At 50.6% G+C, this 19,016-nt stretch carries 15 protein-coding genes; 11 read left to right on the plus strand and 4 right to left on the minus strand.

Going from position 1 to position 19,016, the window contains the following annotated elements; all coding sequences use genetic code 11:
* Positions 1–16: 16 nt before the first annotated feature.
* Entirely contained in the window at positions 17–859 is an 843-nt protein-coding gene (locus ACR9YC_RS01570; RefSeq protein ID WP_438729026.1) for a TorF family putative porin, read from the minus strand.
* A gap of 426 nt (positions 860–1,285) precedes the next feature.
* Between ACR9YC_RS01570 and ACR9YC_RS01575 the strand changes: the two genes are divergently transcribed.
* Positions 1,286–1,678 carry an MmcB family DNA repair protein gene (locus ACR9YC_RS01575; protein WP_438729028.1) on the plus strand — a complete coding sequence of 131 codons (393 nt, stop codon included), beginning with the start codon at positions 1,286–1,288 and terminating at the stop codon, positions 1,676–1,678.
* A 19-nt stretch (positions 1,679–1,697) separates the two neighbouring features.
* Here the strand turns inward: ACR9YC_RS01575 and ACR9YC_RS01580 are convergent, their stop codons facing one another.
* On the minus strand, positions 1,698–2,375 hold the full coding sequence (locus tag ACR9YC_RS01580) for an ankyrin repeat domain-containing protein (protein ID WP_438729030.1): 678 nt from the start codon (positions 2,373–2,375) through the stop codon (positions 1,698–1,700).
* A gap of 183 nt (positions 2,376–2,558) precedes the next feature.
* Here ACR9YC_RS01580 and ACR9YC_RS01585 point away from each other — a divergent pair, with 183 nt between their 5' ends.
* Genes ACR9YC_RS01585 through ACR9YC_RS01595 form a run of 3 tightly spaced genes read left to right on the plus strand, consistent with a single transcriptional unit; the run spans position 2,559 to position 4,456 of the window.
* A complete protein-coding gene (locus tag ACR9YC_RS01585) occupies positions 2,559–3,185 on the plus strand; it encodes an SCO family protein (protein WP_438729032.1) in 627 nt (208 codons plus the stop codon).
* A 2-nt stretch (positions 3,186–3,187) separates the two neighbouring features.
* On the plus strand, positions 3,188–3,643 hold the full coding sequence (locus ACR9YC_RS01590; RefSeq protein WP_438729034.1) for a YcgN family cysteine cluster protein: 456 nt from the start codon (positions 3,188–3,190) through the stop codon (positions 3,641–3,643).
* Between the two features lie 24 nt (positions 3,644–3,667).
* Positions 3,668–4,456 (plus strand): M48 family metallopeptidase, encoded by a 789-nt coding sequence (locus ACR9YC_RS01595; protein ID WP_438729036.1) that lies wholly within the window; start codon positions 3,668–3,670, stop codon positions 4,454–4,456.
* A gap of 13 nt (positions 4,457–4,469) precedes the next feature.
* On the opposite strand, the gene ACR9YC_RS01600 is transcribed toward ACR9YC_RS01595, so the two are convergent.
* Together ACR9YC_RS01600 and msrB are read right to left on the minus strand one after the other, a co-directional pair.
* Complete coding sequence (locus tag ACR9YC_RS01600; RefSeq protein ID WP_438729038.1) at positions 4,470–6,668, minus strand: transglycosylase domain-containing protein; 2,199 nt, start codon at positions 6,666–6,668, stop codon at positions 4,470–4,472.
* Positions 6,669–6,907: 239 nt separating this feature from the next.
* A complete protein-coding gene (gene msrB / locus ACR9YC_RS01605) occupies positions 6,908–7,312 on the minus strand; it encodes a peptide-methionine (R)-S-oxide reductase MsrB (protein WP_438729040.1) in 405 nt (134 codons plus the stop codon).
* A 375-nt stretch (positions 7,313–7,687) separates the two neighbouring features.
* Here msrB and ACR9YC_RS01610 point away from each other — a divergent pair, with 375 nt between their 5' ends.
* From ACR9YC_RS01610 to gspF, 7 genes are all read left to right on the plus strand, one after another.
* Positions 7,688–8,095, plus strand: a complete 408-nt coding sequence (locus tag ACR9YC_RS01610) for a tetratricopeptide repeat protein (protein WP_438729042.1) — start codon at positions 7,688–7,690, stop codon at positions 8,093–8,095.
* A gap of 479 nt (positions 8,096–8,574) precedes the next feature.
* A complete protein-coding gene (locus ACR9YC_RS01615; protein ID WP_438729044.1) occupies positions 8,575–10,149 on the plus strand; it encodes a hypothetical protein in 1,575 nt (524 codons plus the stop codon).
* A gap of 86 nt (positions 10,150–10,235) precedes the next feature.
* Complete coding sequence (locus tag ACR9YC_RS01620; protein ID WP_438729046.1) at positions 10,236–12,977, plus strand: TonB-dependent receptor domain-containing protein; 2,742 nt, start codon at positions 10,236–10,238, stop codon at positions 12,975–12,977.
* Between the two features lie 154 nt (positions 12,978–13,131).
* Positions 13,132–13,992: a type II secretion system protein N gene (locus ACR9YC_RS01625; RefSeq protein ID WP_438729048.1), complete on the plus strand. Its 861-nt coding sequence runs from the start codon at positions 13,132–13,134 to the stop codon at positions 13,990–13,992.
* The gene (gene gspD, locus ACR9YC_RS01630; RefSeq protein ID WP_438729050.1) at positions 13,992–16,175 is read left to right on the plus strand and encodes a type II secretion system secretin GspD; all 2,184 of its coding nucleotides are present in this window, start codon (positions 13,992–13,994) and stop codon (positions 16,173–16,175) included. The genes ACR9YC_RS01625 and gspD overlap by 1 nt, the downstream gene beginning before the upstream one ends.
* 3 nt (positions 16,176–16,178) lie before the next feature.
* Positions 16,179–17,741: a type II secretion system ATPase GspE gene (gene gspE / locus ACR9YC_RS01635; RefSeq protein ID WP_438729052.1), complete on the plus strand. Its 1,563-nt coding sequence runs from the start codon at positions 16,179–16,181 to the stop codon at positions 17,739–17,741.
* A gap of 9 nt (positions 17,742–17,750) precedes the next feature.
* Positions 17,751–18,977, plus strand: a complete 1,227-nt coding sequence (gspF, locus tag ACR9YC_RS01640) for a type II secretion system inner membrane protein GspF (protein WP_438729054.1) — start codon at positions 17,751–17,753, stop codon at positions 18,975–18,977.
* Positions 18,978–19,016: the final 39 nt, after the last annotated feature.

A 19,016-nucleotide genomic window follows, 5' to 3' on the forward strand; every position in this document is an offset into this window, starting at 1 on the left:
TTTGACGTGCAGAGTTTTAGAATTCTGCAGTCAGAGCAATCACTAGCTGTGCATCTGCAATTTGGCCGGTGCCGTCATTGCCGAGGCTGAAATTGGGTTGCAGAAAAGCGGACTCAGCAACGCCGATATCGGTATCGACATAAGCAACCGACAGCGACAATGGTCCGGTAATGGGAACAGAGGCACCCAGCGACCAATCCCAATATTCACCGGTTGGTGCAACCGAAGTGCCGTTAGGGCCAAGGCCTGGATTGCCTTCTGAATAACCGATATGCGCGCTCAACGTCACAGGCGTATTAGGAATAGCGAAATCTGCTCCACCTGAGAGGTAGAGATTGTCTTCGCTTTGGCCATTACTGAAAGGCGTCGCAGAGAAGTTGCCCAAAGCCTCTTGCTCAGGCGCATAGTTCACTGCTGCAGTCAGGCTCAATGGCCCCGTTGTGCCGCTGACAGAAAAATAGCCTTCGAAAAAGTCACTATTATCCGCGCCGCCTGGATAGGTGTACCAAGTTACCCCGGTATCAATTGCTGCATCGCCAATTGTGGTGCTGAAACCAACGATCAGGTCGAGCTCGGTATTGGCGCCGCCAAATGTGCCCCAACCTGCAAGATTTGAACCCCAAGTGCCAACATAAATGCCGCTTTTATGGGCAATGGTCAGCCCGCCCTGAATGGCAATTTCTTCATCTGACTGCGACACACCGCGGAAACGATAGTCATTGGTAAATGATACTGAACCAGAAACTGTAATCGCTTTTTCTTCTTCTTCATCCTGTGCAAGTGCAGGTGAGGCTGTGAAGCAGAGCAAAGCAAGTGTAGCACCGGCGGCGGACCGGCGTAGAGATGTAACGGTTGTCATGAAGTCCCTTTCTAAATTTCCCTTATTGGTACGAAATTTTCTCTGGCTTTCCCTCACCAGTTATTCGCACCAGTTTGTGCACTGCACCCACATTTCGTATGAATGCCCTTCAAACAATTTAAGACTGCACAAAATTGCTGCGCTGCACAAGTATAAAAATTACATTTTTGTGCATTTGCACAAAATAAAGCATTAGCTGTGGCGTATTTCACGCAGTTTTCGTTATAACTTATGCTGCATCGCAGCAATTATTGCATATGTTCATACTATGTTCTAAAAAGTCATATGATTATTGATTCGCACTCCGCCTCGTCTGTCTCTGATGCAGATATCTCACCTTCTGCTGGGGGCCGTCGGACCACAGCTTATGAAGCTCAGCATATTGCGCGGGGCGTAACTCGGTTGTTTGCGCGACACGCAATTTGGATGATGCCTGAATTTAACCTGCCCAACAAAAGACGCGCGGATTTGATCGGTATGGATAAAGGTGGGAATATTGTGATCGTTGAGATTAAGGTCGCCAAGAGCGATTTGCTGGGTGATAAGAAATGGACGGATTATCTGGAATATTGTGACCAGTTTTACTGGGCCTTGGCGCCTGATCTCGATAGCAATATCGTTAATGGTGAGCTTTTTTTGCCAGAGCGCACGGGCCTGATAGTTGCAGATAGTTATGATGCAGAGGTTTTGCGTCCTGCACGCCGTAATGCCTTGGCATCTGCACGGCGGACAAAAACCCTGAAACTATTGGGCGCAGCTGCACTGCAGCGCAATGCTATGCAAAATGATCCGCATATTCTTGATATCAATGAAGATTGATATAGTGACCGGTCAAGTTTTAGAAGCTGCGAAAAGTCGGCCCGAAGACAGGGGTTTCTTTCTTTTCCCCTGCTCGTTCTGCATCAGATTTTTCGATCTCAGCCAATAAAGGCGCGCGCCGTGGATCAGCGGAAGCATAATCGCGCGCTGATTGTCCGGATAAGCTGTCTACACGGTCTGGATCAGCGCCGTTTTTCAGTAGCAGTCTTACCAACGCTATATTGTCCAATTGTACGGCACGGATAAGAGGCGTTTCGCCAGAACGATTGGCTTGATCGACATTTGCTTTGCGCGACAGCAATATTTCTGCGCCTTCGATAAAGCGCAAATTGGTCGCCAACATAAGCGGCGTCAAACCCTCTTTATCAGCAATATTGGGATTGCCACCTTTTTGCAGTAAGAACCTTAGCCATACGGCATCTCTGCGTTCAATCACAATGTGCAGACCCGTCGCGCCGGTTTTGATATCACGAGCGTTAACGATCGTTGATCCAGGTTTATTCAGCAGATTATTAGCTGCACTGCCATCACGTTCACGTACAGCTTTCAGAAAATTATAGCTTTCAGTAAACTGTGCTTGTGCTGGCAGAGCGACCATAAATAAAGCCAGAAAGGCCAGGATGCGGCCAAAGACTTGGAATGTTGCACTATGCTCTTGACGCGCTGTCTTAGCTGCGGGGAGGATATTCATTGTCATGCTTTGCTCTCAATAAGGCTGCAATTTTTATAGATGTGGAGGACAGCATATATATGTTTTTCATTGGTAGTCATGCCATCAGCTCTGTAAGATACTATATATATCATGGTTAGGCACTTTTCTAGACGGAAGATAATTGCCATCTGCTGAACATGCATCAGGACATTGTCCGTGCGATTGAAGATGAGGACTAATATTTTGCGACTGATTTTTGCTTTCCCTTTGCTGCTCATATTAGCGGCATGTTCCAGCACGGATGCGCCGCCGCCACTTGAAGGCGCTACGATTGGCGGCGCATTTACATTGGTCAACCAAGATGGAGAGACGGTTAAAGAGAGCGACTTTGCTGGCAAATACCGGATTATGTATTTCGGTTATAGCTATTGCCCTGATGTCTGCCCTGTCGATCTGCAAAAATTGACTCAGGGTTTTGCCTTGTTTGAAAAGGCGTATCCTGAGCGTGCAGCGAAGATACAACCAATTTTTGTGACGATTGACCCTGAGCGCGATACACCTGAAGTGATGAAAGACTATGTAACGGCTTTTCACCCACGCTTAGTCGGCCTGACCGGCAGTGAAGAGCAGATAGTAGAGACTGCCCGCAAGTTCGCAGTTTTTCGTGCCAAGCGCGAAGAAGAAGGTTTTACGGGCTATCTTATGGATCATAGCCGCAACACCTATTTGTTTGACGCGGATGGCAAACCGCTGGCCTTATTGCCGGTTGATAAAAATGATGATGGCTCACCTTCAACACCCGAACAAATTGCCGCTGTGATTGAAAAATGGGGCCCGACTGAGGACGCACTTTGATCGTGACGGGAAGCGAGCTGCAAAATAAGGAATCGCCATTTTGGGAACAGCCTTTGGAGTCACTTGACCGCGCACAATGGGAAGCCTTGTGCGATGGTTGCGGCAAATGCTGTCTCCACAAAGTTGAAGATGCAGATAGCGGCGACATCTATCCGACCAATGTTGCATGCCGTTTGCTCGATGTCACAAGTGCGAGATGCAGTGATTATCGCCATCGCAAAGCCAAGGTGCCTGATTGCTTGCAGCTTACACCATCCAAATTGGCTGACATTTCATGGCTGCCATCAACGTGTACTTATGTGCTGCGCAGTCAGAATAAGCCGATACCAGACTGGCACTATTTGAAAACCGGCAGTGATGAGGCCATGCTGATAGGCGGGCATAGTGTCGCTGGGCGCTGCGTGTCTGAAGACTTTGCCGGACCGTTGGAACATCACATAATGGAAACCCCATTATGAGCTGTACGACTAGGTTCAACTGACATGGGTGGATTGCAGGACCTGTTTGCTGGTAAAAACGGACGCACCGGCTCCACGCACAAACAAAAGAGCAGCGCCAGCAGTGCGCAATCCGTCATCAATATTGGCAACCGCGAAATACCCTTGACGATCCGTCGCCATCCACGATCCCGTTCCATCTCTTTGCGTATAGATACGGCAAAGCGCGGTATTTCAGTAACTATGCCACATTGGGTTGCAAAGCGTGAGGCGCTGGCTTTCATTGCCAGCAGAACCGAGTGGATAGAGCAGCGCCTGGCAGCCTTAGGTCCAAATAAGGTGCTTGCTAATCATGATATAGTGTCATTTTGCGGCAATGATTATCAGATTAGCTGGTCAAAAGAGTATCTGCGCACACCGGATTTGCGTGGTGACATGTTGCTTGTCGGCGGGGAAGAAGCACTCATCGCTGGACGTATAGAGCGCTGGCTAAAAGCAAAGGCACGCAGCATATTTACCGAAGATCTGGCAGAATATTGTGAACGTGCTGGCGAGAGCAAGATACCCAGAATCGGTTTGAGCAATGCCAGACGCCGCTGGGGCAGTTGCTCACAAAGCGGTTGGGTCAGGGTGCAATGGCGTTTGATTATGGCACCTGCTAATGTGCGCCGTGCAGTGATTGCACATGAAGTCGCGCACTTGCGACATATGGACCATAGTCAGCGCTTTTATGATTGGATGGACACTATTTATGAAGGCGATCGCACCGCTGCTGATGCGTGGCTAAAAGCGCATGGCAACAGCCTATATGGCGTTCAGTTCAGCGCTAGCTAACGAATAATAAGCCTTAGGCCGCTTTATCTATAATGGGGCGGATTATAGGATTGCGCGAGCGATCAACATCCAAAGACAACAGATTGTTGAAAGATCCATTTGGTGCACCATCATCCTGCGGCGGAGCGGGCTTATCAGTAGGTGCTGGACGTTTTTGCTCGTCCCCGCCAGTTGCGCGGTCAATCCATTTTTCGTCTAGCGTTTGTGGTAAAGGTTGGTCCTGATCAGGGGTGTCAGTGCCGTCTTCCAGATCATAAAAATCATTGTCGCCCAGCGTGATAGGATTGCCATTTTCATCGACAAAAAATGAATCACCATCATCGCCAAAATAGACTTCATCATCCGGTTCGGACAACCAATCGGGCAGCACAACATCTGTATCAAATTTCTCAACCTTGCGGCCTGCCACTGCGATTTTCATGAAATCGGCAAAAGCCCGAGCAGGCGCACGACCGCCCTGTAAACCACTAACCGCCTTCGCATCATCCCGGCCCATCCATACGCCTGTTGTTAACCCGCTGGAAAAACCTAGGAACCAGCCATCTTTGTTGCTGTTTGTTGTACCCGTCTTGCCTGCGACGGGTCGGCCTATCTGTGCTGCGCGACCGGTTCCGGTGTTTACGGCTGTTTGCAATAGGTCTGTAATGCCAGCGGTAACATAATCAGGCACCAGCTCTGTCTTTTGCTTATTCTTTTGTTCATAGAGCACTTCACCATCGATAGTGGTCACCTTGGATATTCCATAAGGCGTCACCAAAGTGCCGCCCTGGCTGACGCCAGCAAAGGCACTGGTCATATCCAGCACTCTGACTTCAGATGTTCCCAAAACCATAGACGGCGTCGTTTTTATTGGTGTGCTAATGCCAAAACGCCGCGCCATATTGGCGATAGTGCCATAGCCTAGTTCATCACCAATTTGTGCCGCCACGGTATTTTTTGAATAGGCAAAGGCCGTGCGCAAGGTAATCGCACCTGCATAGCGGTCCCCGCTGTTGCGCGGTGTCCAGCCAGCGATGGTTACAGGTTCATCGACCACTATATCTTCGGTTGTATATCCCGACTCCAGCGCAGCCATATAAACAAATAATTTCCATGCCGATCCGGGTTGCCTAACGGCGTTGGTGGCTCTGTTATAATTGGATGTGACATAGTCCGTCCCGCCCACCATGGCCCGCACTGCACCATCGCGATCAATAGATACCAATGCGCCTTGTGCGCCTCCCGGTGCATTGGCCTGAATGGCTGCGGTTGCCGCTCTTTGCATCTTGATATCCAGCGTGGTCCATACTTCTAGCGGAGCATTTGTCTCCTCTATGAGAGTATCGAGTTGGGGCAGGGCCCAATCGGTAAAATAACGTACGCTGTTCTGTCCGCGTTCGGTTGATAGTTTCACCTGAGCGGGCCGTGTTTCGGCTGCCTGCGCAGCCGTAATGGTGCCAGCGTCCTGCATCACTTCAAGCACCACTGAAGCACGATCAACTGCTGCTTGTGCATCGGCAGTTGGAGAATAGTTAGAAGGCGCCTTTACCAATCCGGCAATGATTGCAGATTCTGCGAGGCTTAATTTTGTCGCGGGATGACCGAAAAAACGTCTGCTGGCTGAATCAACGCCATAAGCGCCGCCGCCAAAATAGACTTTGTTGAGATACAATTCGAGTATTTGCTTTTTGCTGAATTTGCGTTCCAGCGCCAATGCCAGAATCATTTCACGCCCCTTGCGCGCAAAGGTTCTGCTGTTGGTCAGGAAGATATTGCGCGCTAATTGCTGCGATATTGTTGACCCGCCTTGCGCCCAGTGCCCACGTTCCAACCTTACACTGGCGGCGCGGGCGATACCGACAGGATCAACGCCAATATGGCTGTAATAGCGGCGATCTTCGACCGCAACCATGGCATCCTTCATGACTTTGGGAATGTCATCATAGCTTAGCCACTGTCCGAAACTGGGCCCTAATTGCACAATCTCGCTGCCATCAGCGGCGCGCACCAAAATCATTTGGCCATTTGGAGATGCTTTTAATTCATCAAAGCCAGGCATGCTGGACACCGCTGTCCATACAGAGACGCCAATGGTGATGACGCCCACCAAGCCAGTTACCAGACCAACGCGAAAGATACGCCAGAACCACAAGCTAATGACAGACTTGCTGGCGGTCTTTTTTGTCTTGCCCGCCTGCTTCTTGCCCGAACCTTTTTTGGTACGTTTCACCATAAATTTCGAATTTCACCCTCGATGGAACCGCGACCCCCGGCCATTTCTTCATCAACCGTAAAACCACAATAAGCGGTTTTGCTGATTAATAAAGCTACCAATATCGCTTAAGCCTATGACGCATTTATAACGGGTGAATAAAAGCATATGCTATTATTCAGTAAGCCATCTGCGTCTTCGGATCATTCTTGCAATTTGCTAATGCTGAAAATTATGACAAGTTATGTATTTATAGACACTTAGGCGTCTGCATCGCGGTCTACAAAAGCCAGAGAGGCGCTGTTCATGCAATAGCGCAAACCTGTCGGTCTGGGGCCGTCAGGGAATACATGCCCCAAATGCCCGCCACAATTTGCGCATTTTACCTCTGTACGGACCATGCCCAGGCTGACGTCACGATGCTCAGCAACCGCTTCGGCGCGGTCTGGTTGGGTAAAGCTGGGCCAACCGGAGCCGCTGTCATATTTATCTGCTGAATCGAACAAAGTCGCGTTGCAACCGGCGCATTGGTAAAGACCATCGCCCTTGAAATCATTATAATTCCCTGAAAAGGGGCGCTCAGTGCCGCCCTCACGCAATATGTGATATTGTTCAGGCGATAATGTGGTGCGCCATTCGGCGTCGCTTTTGTTTTCATCAGACATGGTGGAAATCTGGCGCTTATGATCTTCCGTTTCAAGAGGGCCATTTCAGGCGATGGTTTCGGGGAGCTGTTGCAAAGAGCCTATTGCGGTGCGCGAGTGAAAATGGGTCTGCAAAATATGCCAGATGGCATGGGGCTATGATCAAAGGTCAGGCAAATATCGCCAATTACGCTGTGAAAAGAGGTCATTTGCGAGGAATATGAAAAATTTATTTCATATTTCTATATCCATCAAATTGTTGATTTATAATGAATAAACATATGATTAGCCGCGTAAATGAAAAAAATATTACAAAAAAATGACTTTTTCGCGTCTCATATATTTCATTTTAACGTAACTCATGTTACAAAATTGTCATATTCGAAGGAGATGATGATGAAACACACAAAATTGGCCTTAGCTGGTATTGCGGCACTTATTCTCGTATCAGGCACAGCCTTTGCGCAAGATACGGCGCGCGGGACAAACAGTGATTTTGTGGATGGTGTCGTCGGGCAGGACGTTCTGCAAACGGCAGACCTTGATGCCGCTATTACCGTTCTTCAGGAAGAAATTCGCAAAAATGGGAATGATCCAGCATTGCTGATCAATTTGGGACAGGCTTATGCCCGAACAGGCGATTTTGCTCGCGCTGAAGAAAGCTTCCTAAAGGCGCATAATAGCCGAAACCGCTACGATATATTGCTGGCTAATGGCGATGTGATGAGCACAAGAGAAGCCGCGAAACAGGCACTAACATGGCTTAATGATCTGCAGGCAGGGACTGCTATCGCCCGTAATTAGGGCCAAGCTCAGAATATATGTAAACAATCTCCAAAAAATTTGGCGCCGGGCAAGAGGCCATTTTAATAATGTGGCCTTTTGTCCGGCTTTTTTACGGTTTGAGAAATTTTGCGCTGTTTGTGCGGCAGTTTTACAAATGGCAACCGCCAGAGAATATGACTGTTCTGTGTCGCCTGTGATGGGTGTGCAATCGAGGTAAGTACGGCTCTATAAAGCGCAGTTTTTCGCTTTTCAGCGCATATCCTCCTCGCATCATTTGACGAAGATATTGGTGCTACCAGTGCGATCCACGGCCTTGCTGTGGATGCTTTGAAACAAAATAGTCATCTAAAAGCCATTTATCCGTCACCAACATCGCAAACTACTGTAACAGAATCACCCTAGAGGCCAATTCCGCAAGCAGGGGGGTGAGGGCAAATACGCCATTTCATTATTCTGCAATCAATTTTTTGAGCCAATTGTAATTGCGGAGTTATGTTATGATGAAAGCGCGTTTTCGTTCGGTGCTGTTGACCAGTGTCGCTGCCGTTACCGTTACAGCTTGCGGTGCAGACAATATCGCATCACCAGGCGCTGACACTGTGGTTGTACCGGCCCCACCAACTGCGACGCCTCCACCTCCGCCACCTCCACCTCCGCCACCAACAACAGTGGCAACCCCCGATAATTGCCCCGCGACCAGCAACGCCGCCAATGTTGGCACTATAACATTGGCTGATGGTTCGGTCGCGCGTAACTGCCAATTATCTGGTGTGCTGGCAGGTAACACGGTTCTGACCAATGAACCTTTGGTGATTTATTCCCTGTCAGGCCGCGTTGATGTCGGCACTGATGCAGGAACAGATGGTACAGTCGCCAACGCCAATCCTTCGGTTCTGACCATTGATCCAGGCGTTGTGATATTTGGCTCATCGGGCGCGGATTTTCTGTTGATCAATCGCGGTTCGCAAATTTTTGCCAATGGCTCGGCAACATCGCCCATTATCTTTACCTCAGCTGATAATGTAACCGGTGATGCCGGTGTTGATTCTATTGGTGATTGGGGCGGTCTGGTCCTGCTTGGCCAAGCCCCTATTGCAGAATGCGCAGAAGGCGGACCAAGCAACCCAGACCAAAACCGCACAGATTGTCAGGCTCCGATTGAGGGAACATCTGGTGCATTTTTCGGCGGTAATGATCCAACAGACAATTCAGGGACATTATCCTTCGTGCAGGTCCGTTACCCCGGTTTTGCTATTTCACCAGGCAATGAGCTGAACGGCATCACCATGGGCGGCGTCGGCAGCGGCACCACCTTTGAAAATGTTCAGGTTCATAACAGCTCAGATGATGGCATTGAATGGTTTGGCGGCACAGTGAACGGCAAAAACCTTGCACTGACCGGCAATGATGATGACTCAATTGATACAGACATTGGCTATCAAGGTTTGATGCAATTCGTTCTGGTTGCACAGCGTGCGAATGGCGGGGATCAAGGTTGGGAATCAGATTCTGAAACAGGTGAAGATATTCTGCCACGGCAATTCACCCAAATTGCCAACTTCACCTTTACCGGTAATGGTGGTTCAGGCGATTTCGGCACACAGGTCCGCGGCGGCGCTGATATCTCCATGTTCAATGGCACAATCTCTAACTTCTCTGCCTGTCTAGATATTGATGGCGCAGAGACAGTGCGCGCAGCAGATGCCGCATTGCAGGATGAAGGCCCGATCCGTTATGAATCGGTCTTCTTGTCATGTGCCACAGCCTTTAATGATGATAGCAATGTTACTGCTGCCGAAGCACAGGTTTCATTCGATGCCGGTTCTAACAATGTGCTGAACGGCACGGCCTCTCTGGCCGCTGGTGGCGGAACACTCGGCGGTATATTCATCAATGGCGCTAATGAAACAGCGGTACCTGTGTTTGACCTTTCAACGATCAGCAGCTTCTTTGAAATTGTCGATTATATCGGCGCAGTTCGCGACGCGAATGATACGCGCTTCATGGGTTGGACATGCGGCCTTTATGCCGGTGATCAGGCTTGTGAGACGATAACTATCACCACAAGCTAATATCATATTTGGGTAGGAATTTGACTTGCGGGACGACGGCCAAAGGCTGCGTCCCGTCTGTCATATAAAATGAACAAAAGGGAAAAATGGCGATGAAGAAGCCGCTCACCTATGCAGCGATATTGATGATGGGCACAGCCCTGACACCGTTCACGGCCTATGCGCAGACATCTGATGACCAGGTTGCAGAGACCGATGCAACTGATCCGGATCAAGATGCTGATGCGGATGACGATTTCGATGATGATGTGGAGATTTCCGGCCCGGGCGCTGGCGATCAACCCATTACTGTGATCGGCCGCTTCATTCCTAACCCTGTACGCAACCAAGCCGAAGTTGTTTCGGTACTCAGCGCGGAAGAAATCGCGCGGACTGCTGATGGCGATATTGCCGGATCGCTTTCCCGCGTTACCGGCCTCAGCACAGTGGGTGGACGCTTTGTTTTCGTGCGTGGTTTGGGTGACCGCTATTCATCGGCTCTGCTCAATGGCCTGCCTTTGCCTTCCCCAGAACCATTGCGCCGTACAGTGCCGCTTGATCTGTTTCCTAGCAGCATCATTGGTTCAACAGTCATCACCAAAAGCTATTCGGCCAGCTATCCCGGTGAATTTGGCGGCGGTGTTATTAACCTCACCACGCGCTCCATTCCCGATGAGCCGTTTCTGAAAATAGGCGGCACGCTGGGTTATAATAGTGAGACAACACTTGAAACCGGTTTCACCTTTCGTGGCGGCGATACAGACTTTTTGGGCTTTGATGATGGAACGCGCGACTTGCCGCCCGGTCTGCAAAATGCCTTTGATAACAATATTCCAGTTATTTCTGGTGATGCAGGACTGCCTGAATCTGAGATTGATGCCATTACTGCTGGTCTGAATGACCCCAATCTTTTGGTTATTCAGGGCAATAACGACATTCCTTTCAATGGTGATTTGAACCTGTCCGCAGGCACAAATTTCTATGTTGGAGAGGCCTATATTGGCGTTATTGCTCAGGCTGGATGGCGCAATGGTTTCCGCACACGTGGCGGCCGTCAGGAATTGGCAGGCATACCATCTGGTGATGGCACTTTGGGTCTGCTCAGCGGCTTTGATTATCTGACCACGCAAAACCGTGTTGTCGTGAATGGTCTTTTGGGTTTTGTCGCAGAAGTGGGCGAGCATAAGCTGCGCTGGACAAACTTTTTTGTTCGCGACACCGCCAAAGAAGCGCGTATCAGACAAGGCTTCAGGACCAGTATCGATGCTGATGCAGTATTGAACGAAGGGCGGACTTCCACTTTTGAACGGCAATTGTTTAATACGCAGATTGTTACCGAGTTTGATTTTGGCGATCTGGATGTCGATGTGCGTGCCAGCTATGCCAACGCCCAGCGTAACTCACCATTTGAATTTAATTCAGGCTTTGCGTTGAATGAGAATTTTGCTGGTTCTGGGCAGGATGTTTTTGTCAACGGTCTCGGACAGATCGGCAATGGTGAATTTGCAACAATTGCTTTTTCAGAATTGGATGATGACACAATCGGCTTTGGCATCGATTTTGCCTATGATCTGCCATTTGCATCCGGTGTGACGTTAAAGACAGGCTATGCCTATACGCGCAACACACGTGACTCTTTGCGCCGTGATTTTGAATTTGTTCCTGCTGGTGATGCTTTGCCAGCAGAGGTAAGCCAGCAGCGTATCGACTTTTTGCTGTCCGACTTTAACGTTCAGGAATTTGACGTTGAAGTGCAGGAATTTTTCGGGGTTGCTGGTGCGCAATTTTACGCTGGCGAATTGGAAGTGCAGGGCCTTTATGTAGAGGTGGATGCCGAATTGGTTGATGGTTTGCGCCTGCAAGCTGGCGTCCGTTATGAAACCAGTGACCAACAGGTTTCACCGCAAGATATTTTTGGCCTTGGTTCCGTGCCGATTGTGCCGACCGATATTAGCGAAAGTGACTTTCTACCAGCCGCGACACTGACGTGGAATTTTGCGGAAGATATGCAATTTCGTGTTGCCGCCTCGCAAACTTTGGCGCGTCCGCAATTTCGTGAATTGGCAAACCAGCAATTTCTGGATTTCGAAACTGACCGCGTTTTCTTCGGTAATGAGTTTTTGCAGAACAGCTCATTGACCAATTTGGAAGCGCGTTATGAATGGTATACCGGCCGTGATGAACGGATTTCGGCTGCATTCTTTTATAAAGATATCCAAGACCCGATTGAGCTGATTGCGTTTGCCCAAGGCGATTCAGCGCGTTTCACTACATTTGCCAATGCTCCGAGTGCCGAATTGTTCGGGCTGGAATTGGAAGTTGTCCAATATTTCGATCTTTTTGATCTGGGCGGTGATTTTTGGGAAGAGCGGCGCCTGTTATTGGCGGCAAACTATACATTTACTGACTCGTCGATCAACGTCACTGAAGATGACATGATATTGACCCCCTTTAACCCGGGAACATTGTCGCCCGCAGCTGGTGTGTTTGATGATGGTGACCGGCTGGTTGGTCAGTCCCGCCATTTGGCCAATGTGCAATTCGGTCTGGAAAAGACCGGTGAGCAGCTTTCACAACAGACATTTATTCTGAGTTATAACAGCCCGCGCGTTACCAACCGCGGCACACAGGGACAGCCTGACCTGTTCGAAGAGCCGGGCGTGTTGCTCGACTTTGTCTGGCGTGAGGGCATCCAATTATTTGGCAAAACTGTCCAATTGCAATTTGAAGCGCGTAACATTCTGGGCGAGAGCTATATCGAGTTTCAGGAAAATGAAGTCTCGCGCGTTATCGCCAATAGCTATGATTATGGCACTTCGGTCAGCTTTGGCGTGAATATCGAATTTTAAGATTTTCGCATTGGGCGGCAGGGACAGATAGGCTGTACTGCCGCCGCGCAATCGCCTCCCGCATGGTCAATGTGCAATAAAATTGTCATGCTAGCGTCACCACATGGTAAAGCCTAAGCCATAGCCCAAGAATATGGGAGGGTGATTCTTTGCTATGTTGTCCAGATTGCCATTATCCAATGCGAAAAACAGCAGCCAAAGTTTTTGGTTCTGGATAATATTGGCAGTTATAACCGTGCTTCTGATCATACAGATTGTGCGGTTCATACTGTTACTGGTCAGCCCTGCTACCCCTGTTGGCGGTTGGCAGCCGCGACAGGCCGTAATTGCATCACCTGAAGAGCGAGAGGCAATATTGTCGCGCTATAATCCCTTTTCCGGTGAAACATTGGCTACAACGCCGCAAGGCGACGGACCAACGCGCATTACTGCTTTGGACCTTGTGCTTTATGGCACCCGCATGAATGCCGTCACTGGCAGAGGTTCGGCCATTATTGCCGGGAATGACGGAGTTCAGCAAAATTTTCTGATCGGCGATGAAGTGATCCCCGGCGTCAAATTGGTGGCAGTGGCCTTTGATAATGTCACGCTGGAACGTGGCGGCGCGCGGGAAAGCCTGTTTATTGATCAATCAGATGATGTCACGCCGGTTAGCCCCGAACCACCTCAAGCTGTTGCCAATTTGGCAGGGGCAGGGGCAGGGCAACCAGAAGTGGCGAAACCTGATGGCAATGATAATGCTGCCCTTTTGGCAACGGGCGTCGGCTTTTTGCCGCGTCAGGATGGCAGTAAGGTAACTGGCCTTAGTGTAAAGGCACAAGGCGATGGCGCGGTTTTCAAAAGGCTGGGTTTTAGAGAGGGTGATGTCATAGTCGCTTATGACGGCAATAAGATCACCAGCGCGAAAGACACCAGTGCCCTTATTGCTAAAGCCCGACCGGGCAGCCGTTTCTCCGTGCTGGTGGAGCGCGGAGCAAATATTGTCCCTATTGCGATTATTATACCGGAAAATTGATGCGATATATTTTGATGATTTGCGCCGTACTGGCCCTTATGAACTCTGCGCCTCTGGCTGCGCAGCACACATTGAATGTGCGTGATGCCGATATTCGGGCCTTTATCGCAGATGCTGCAGAAGTGACAGGGCGGACATTCATAGTTGATGCCCGGGTTAACGGCACTGTATCGGTCGTGTCTGACCGGCCACTTAGCCGCTCCGAATATTTTGAGATATTTCTTTCAACGATGCGGGCCAATGGTCTGATCGCTATCCCGACGAGTAATGGTGCTTATCGTATTCAACCGGTTGCCGGTTCTGCTGCACAGGCCTCTCCGGGCAATAGCCGCACTGCGCAGCGTGACCAATTTGTAACTGATGTTTTCCGTCTCAAATCAATCGATGCAACATCGGCTGCGGAATCATTGCGTCCATTGGTCAGCAATGAAGGGTCTTTGACGGCCAATCTGGCGGCGAACACGATCATTATAGCTGATTTTGCCGATAATGTGCGGCGGATACGTCAATTGGTGACGCAAATTGACAAAGACAATGCAGCGACGCAGTTGGTAACGCTCGATAATGCCGGTGCGCGCGAAATTGCGGTCGCATTGCAGCAATTGGTTCCTGCGCGGCAGGGCACACAGGCCGTTTCGGTCGTCCCTATTGATAGCAGCAATTCCATTGCATTGCGCGGTGACCCTGCCACTTTGGCACGGCTTACTGCTTTGGCGGCGCAGCTTGATGCGCGCGCAGCCAATGGTTCGGAAATTCGCGTGGTATGGCTTGACTATGCCGATGCGGAAACTCTGGTTCCGGTATTGGAGACATTGGTTGGCCAGCGTTCATCACTGCCCACCAATTTTGCGTCCAATGTAACCCAAGGCAGTGATGGCGCAGCAAATTCGGACGGGCAAAACCCCGCAGTTACAACATCAGCAACCGTTGTCGGCGGCAATAATGGCGCGATCAGCAGTGTTAGCGGGCGTGGGCCATCGATTATCACACGTTATCCCGGCGCCAATGCTGTCATCATTTCTGCGCCAGTGGATGTGCAACGTAATCTTGCCGAACTGATCCGTCAGCTTGATGTGCGTCAGGAGCAAGTGCTGGTTGAAGCGATTATCGTCGAATTGTCCGACAGTGTCGCGCGCGAGCTGGGTGTGCAGTTTCTTATCGGTGGGGACAATATCCCCTTTCTTGCAACGCCATTTTCCAATGTCAGCCCGAATATTTTGGATATTGCCGGTGGCATATTGGCGGATGAGTTGGATGAAACTACGACCACATTTAACGGCTCAACGGTGACGACCAGCACCAATAGCGCTACATCTGATTTTCTCCGTCAAAATGCTGCGTCGCGCGTATTGGGCGCGCGTGGCGGCTTTGGCGGTTTTGCTGCTGATCTGGGCGGCAATGCGATTTTGGGTGCAATCATCAATGCAGTGCAGGAGGATAATAATTCCAATATCCTCTCCACCCCGCATTTGACAGTGAACAACAATGTTCAGGGTTCAATATTGTTCGGACAGGAAATTCCGGTCAGCAGCGGCGAAGCACTGTCCGGCAATTTCGACAATGCCTTCCGCACCATCCAACGGCAAAATGTTGGTATTGAGCTAGAGGTCAAGCCGCAGATCAATGCTGGCAATGAAGTGCGTCTGGCCCTGCGGCAAGAGGTGAGTTCGATTGTCGGGCCAGTCTCTGATGATTTTAACGAGCTTATTATCAACAAGCGTGAGATTAACACCATAGTGACAGTCGCCGATGGAGAGATTGTCGCGCTGGGTGGTTTGCTGGATGATAATGAGCGGCGCACTATTCAAAAAGTACCGTTTTTGGGCGATATACCGCTGATTGGAGAGCTTTTTAAATCGCGCGGAAAATCGCGTGTGAAGACCAATTTGCTGGTGTTTATCCGACCAACAATTTTGCGTACGACCGAGGACGCTCGCGCCATTGCTGCGCGGCGTTATGGCTATATTCGCGACCAACAGATTTTGCGTGACCCTGATGCAGAGCCGAGCATTGATCAACTGGTGCGCGATTATCTGGGCACGACCCCGCCCATAGCGGATGAAGCTGTACTACAGGGCGGACAGATTATCATACCCGGCCAAAGCGGCGCTCAGCCTTTGCCTGGCCCGGCAGAACAGACGGACGTTCCAGCCAGCGATAATGCGGCGGCAGGAGGCCAATAGGCAATGGCCCATATTCGCAAAGGCGATGCTGTGGCGGAGAAGGACGCTGATAATGCCGATATTGGTGAAACGCAGCGCTTAAGCCAGCCATTGGTCACTATACCCTATGCCTTTGCCAAAGAGAATGGAGTCATCTTATTGGGTGATCGCGGCGGCCGCCTTTTAGTGGCGCTGCGTGAAGCAGCGGACCCATTGGTGCTGATTGAAGTACGCCGCTATTTATCTGCGCCCTTTGATATCGAATTCACCCCGCAATCGGAATTTGACCGGCTATTGGCTGACCAATATGCCATTGACGGCGATGCTGCGGAAATGGCCCAGTCTATTGGTCGGCGCGAGGGCGAAAGTCTGGACGATCTTGCCGATACGCTGCCCACTGCTGAAGATTTGCTTGACAGTTCCGATGATGCCCCTGCGATCAGGCTGATCAATGGCATCATTGCCGATGCGGTGCGGCAGGGTGTCTCCGACATTCATATTGAGCCTTATGAAACAGGGCTTGTCATCCGCATGCGGGTTGATGGCGTGCTGAATGAAAAATTGCGTATGCCTGCCCATGTTGCGCCGGTTGTGGTGAGCCGTATCAAGGTGATGGCGCGACTGGATATTGCTGAACGGCGGATTCCTCAGGATGGACGCATTGGCCTGACTATCGGCGGTAAGCTCATCGATGTGCGTGTTTCAACCTTGCCCAGCCGCGCAGGCGAACGTGTCGTGCTGCGTTTGCTTGATAAAGAAAACGCCAATATCAGTCTCGACCTTCTGGGCATGAGCGCTGAAGTTCATCAGATTATGCATGGCGCGTTGCAGGAGCCAAATGGCATTGTTCTTGTCACTGGGCCAACCGGTGCGGGCAAAACGACCACGCTTTATGCCTGTCTGAAACAGCTTAATGACGGCTCGCGCAACATGCTGACGGTCGAAGACCCTGTGGAATATGCCGTTGATGGTGTTGGCCAGACACAGGTGAACAGCAAGGTCGGACTGACATTCGCGGCTGGTCTACGCGCAATATTGCGGCAAGACCCTGATGTCGTGATGGTCGGAGAGATACGCGACCGCGAAACTGCAGACATTGCAGTGCAAGCGTCTTTAACGGGGCATTTGGTGCTTTCTACCGTGCACACCAATGATGCGATCGGCGCGATTACGCGGCTGCGCGATATGAAGATAGAACCCTTTTTGCTGGCATCGACCTTAAGAGCGGTGGTCGCGCAGCGGCTGGTGCGTAGGCTTTGCCCTGAATGCCGTGAACCCGTGCAATCTGATGCCAATATGGCGTCTTTGCTAGGCTTCGAAAAGGACACTCTTGTCTACCGTCCCGTTGGCTGCAAGGCCTGTAACAATAGCGGCTATCAAGGGCGCATCGGTGTGTTTGAAGCTGTTCGCGTTGATGACACTATTCGCAAATTGATTAACAGTGGCGGCGATGAAACATTGATCGCGCGGCATGCATTCTCACATGCTCCCAATCTGGGCGCTGCTGCGCGCAAATTGGTGCGCTCTGGCGAGACAACGCCGGAAGAAGCGATCCGTATTTCCCGCAGCGAAGATGAAGACCGTTAATCGGCCGCTATGCAGATATATCAATATATTGCCATTGATCCTAAAGGGCGCGAACGCCGCGGATCATTAAAGGCCACAGATAAGCAAGCGGCCATAGCGCAATTATCAGCAAAGAGCTGGCACATATTATCGGTTCAGCGCGGCCAGAGCGGATCATCTGCCAGTAATGGAGCAGCGGGCGCTGCATTTGCACGCAGGCGGCGCTTAAAAGCTAAGCAGTTGATGCTGTTTACCCGCCAGCTATCATCGCTCATGCAGGTCAGTCCATTGGAGGAAAGCCTGGGCACGATCAGCCGGCAAAGCGAAAATCCATCAGTGCGGCACATATTGGGAGAGGTGCATAAGGGCGTGGTTGAGGGGCAGACATTGGCCGATGCTATGGCACGCGAGCCCAAAAGTTTCCCGCCCATATATCGCGCCATGGTTTCTGCGGGTGAAAGCTCGGGTAGTCTTCCCGCAATCTCAGAACGCTTGGCAGATTTGATGGAAAAACAGGCCGCCATCCGCGGTAAAATCATCACTGCTCTGGCCTATCCCATGATTTTGGCATTGGTCGCCATGCTGGTGGTAGTCGGGTTGATGGTCTCGGTTGTGCCGCGCATTGTAGAACAGTTTGACAACGCAAAAACCGACCTGCCGCCCATTACGGATATTGTGATCGCGATTTCGGGCTTTATGGCAAATTATTGGTGGCTGATATTGGCGCTTTTGCTCTTGGCCATCACTGGATTGCTATTGGGGCTGCGCAATGCACAGTTTCGCTATCGTTTTGACGGGTTTTTGTTGCGGATTCCTTTCATCGGACGGCTTATTCGTGATGTTCATGCGGCGCGATTGGCGCGGACCTTATCGACTATGGTGGCCAGCCGCCTGCCATTGCTTGATGGTATGCAGCTCACCGCGCGCACCGTGCGCAACACTGTGCTGCGCCGGTCAATGGAACAGATTGTCGAGCGTATTCGCGGCGGCGGCAGTCTTTCCGGCGCACTGAAAAGCACAGGGCATTTCCCACCGCTTCTGGTCTATTTGGCGGCGAGCGGAGAGGCTTCCGGTCAGCTTGATACCATGCTGGAACGCGCAGCGGATTATCTGGAGCGCGAATTTGAAAATTTCACCACCACAGTCTTATCCTTGCTGGAACCTGCGATTATTGTGATAATGGGCGGGTTGGTAGCTGTTATTATATTGTCGATCTTGCTGCCCATATTGCAGTTGCAGGATTTGACTGGGTTTTAGCAAGAGAGACACTATCGCTATGTCATGCACAAGAAGTTC

Source organism: Parasphingorhabdus sp. DH2-15 (assembly GCF_051668705.1).
GTDB lineage: Bacteria > Pseudomonadota > Alphaproteobacteria > Sphingomonadales > Sphingomonadaceae > Alterisphingorhabdus.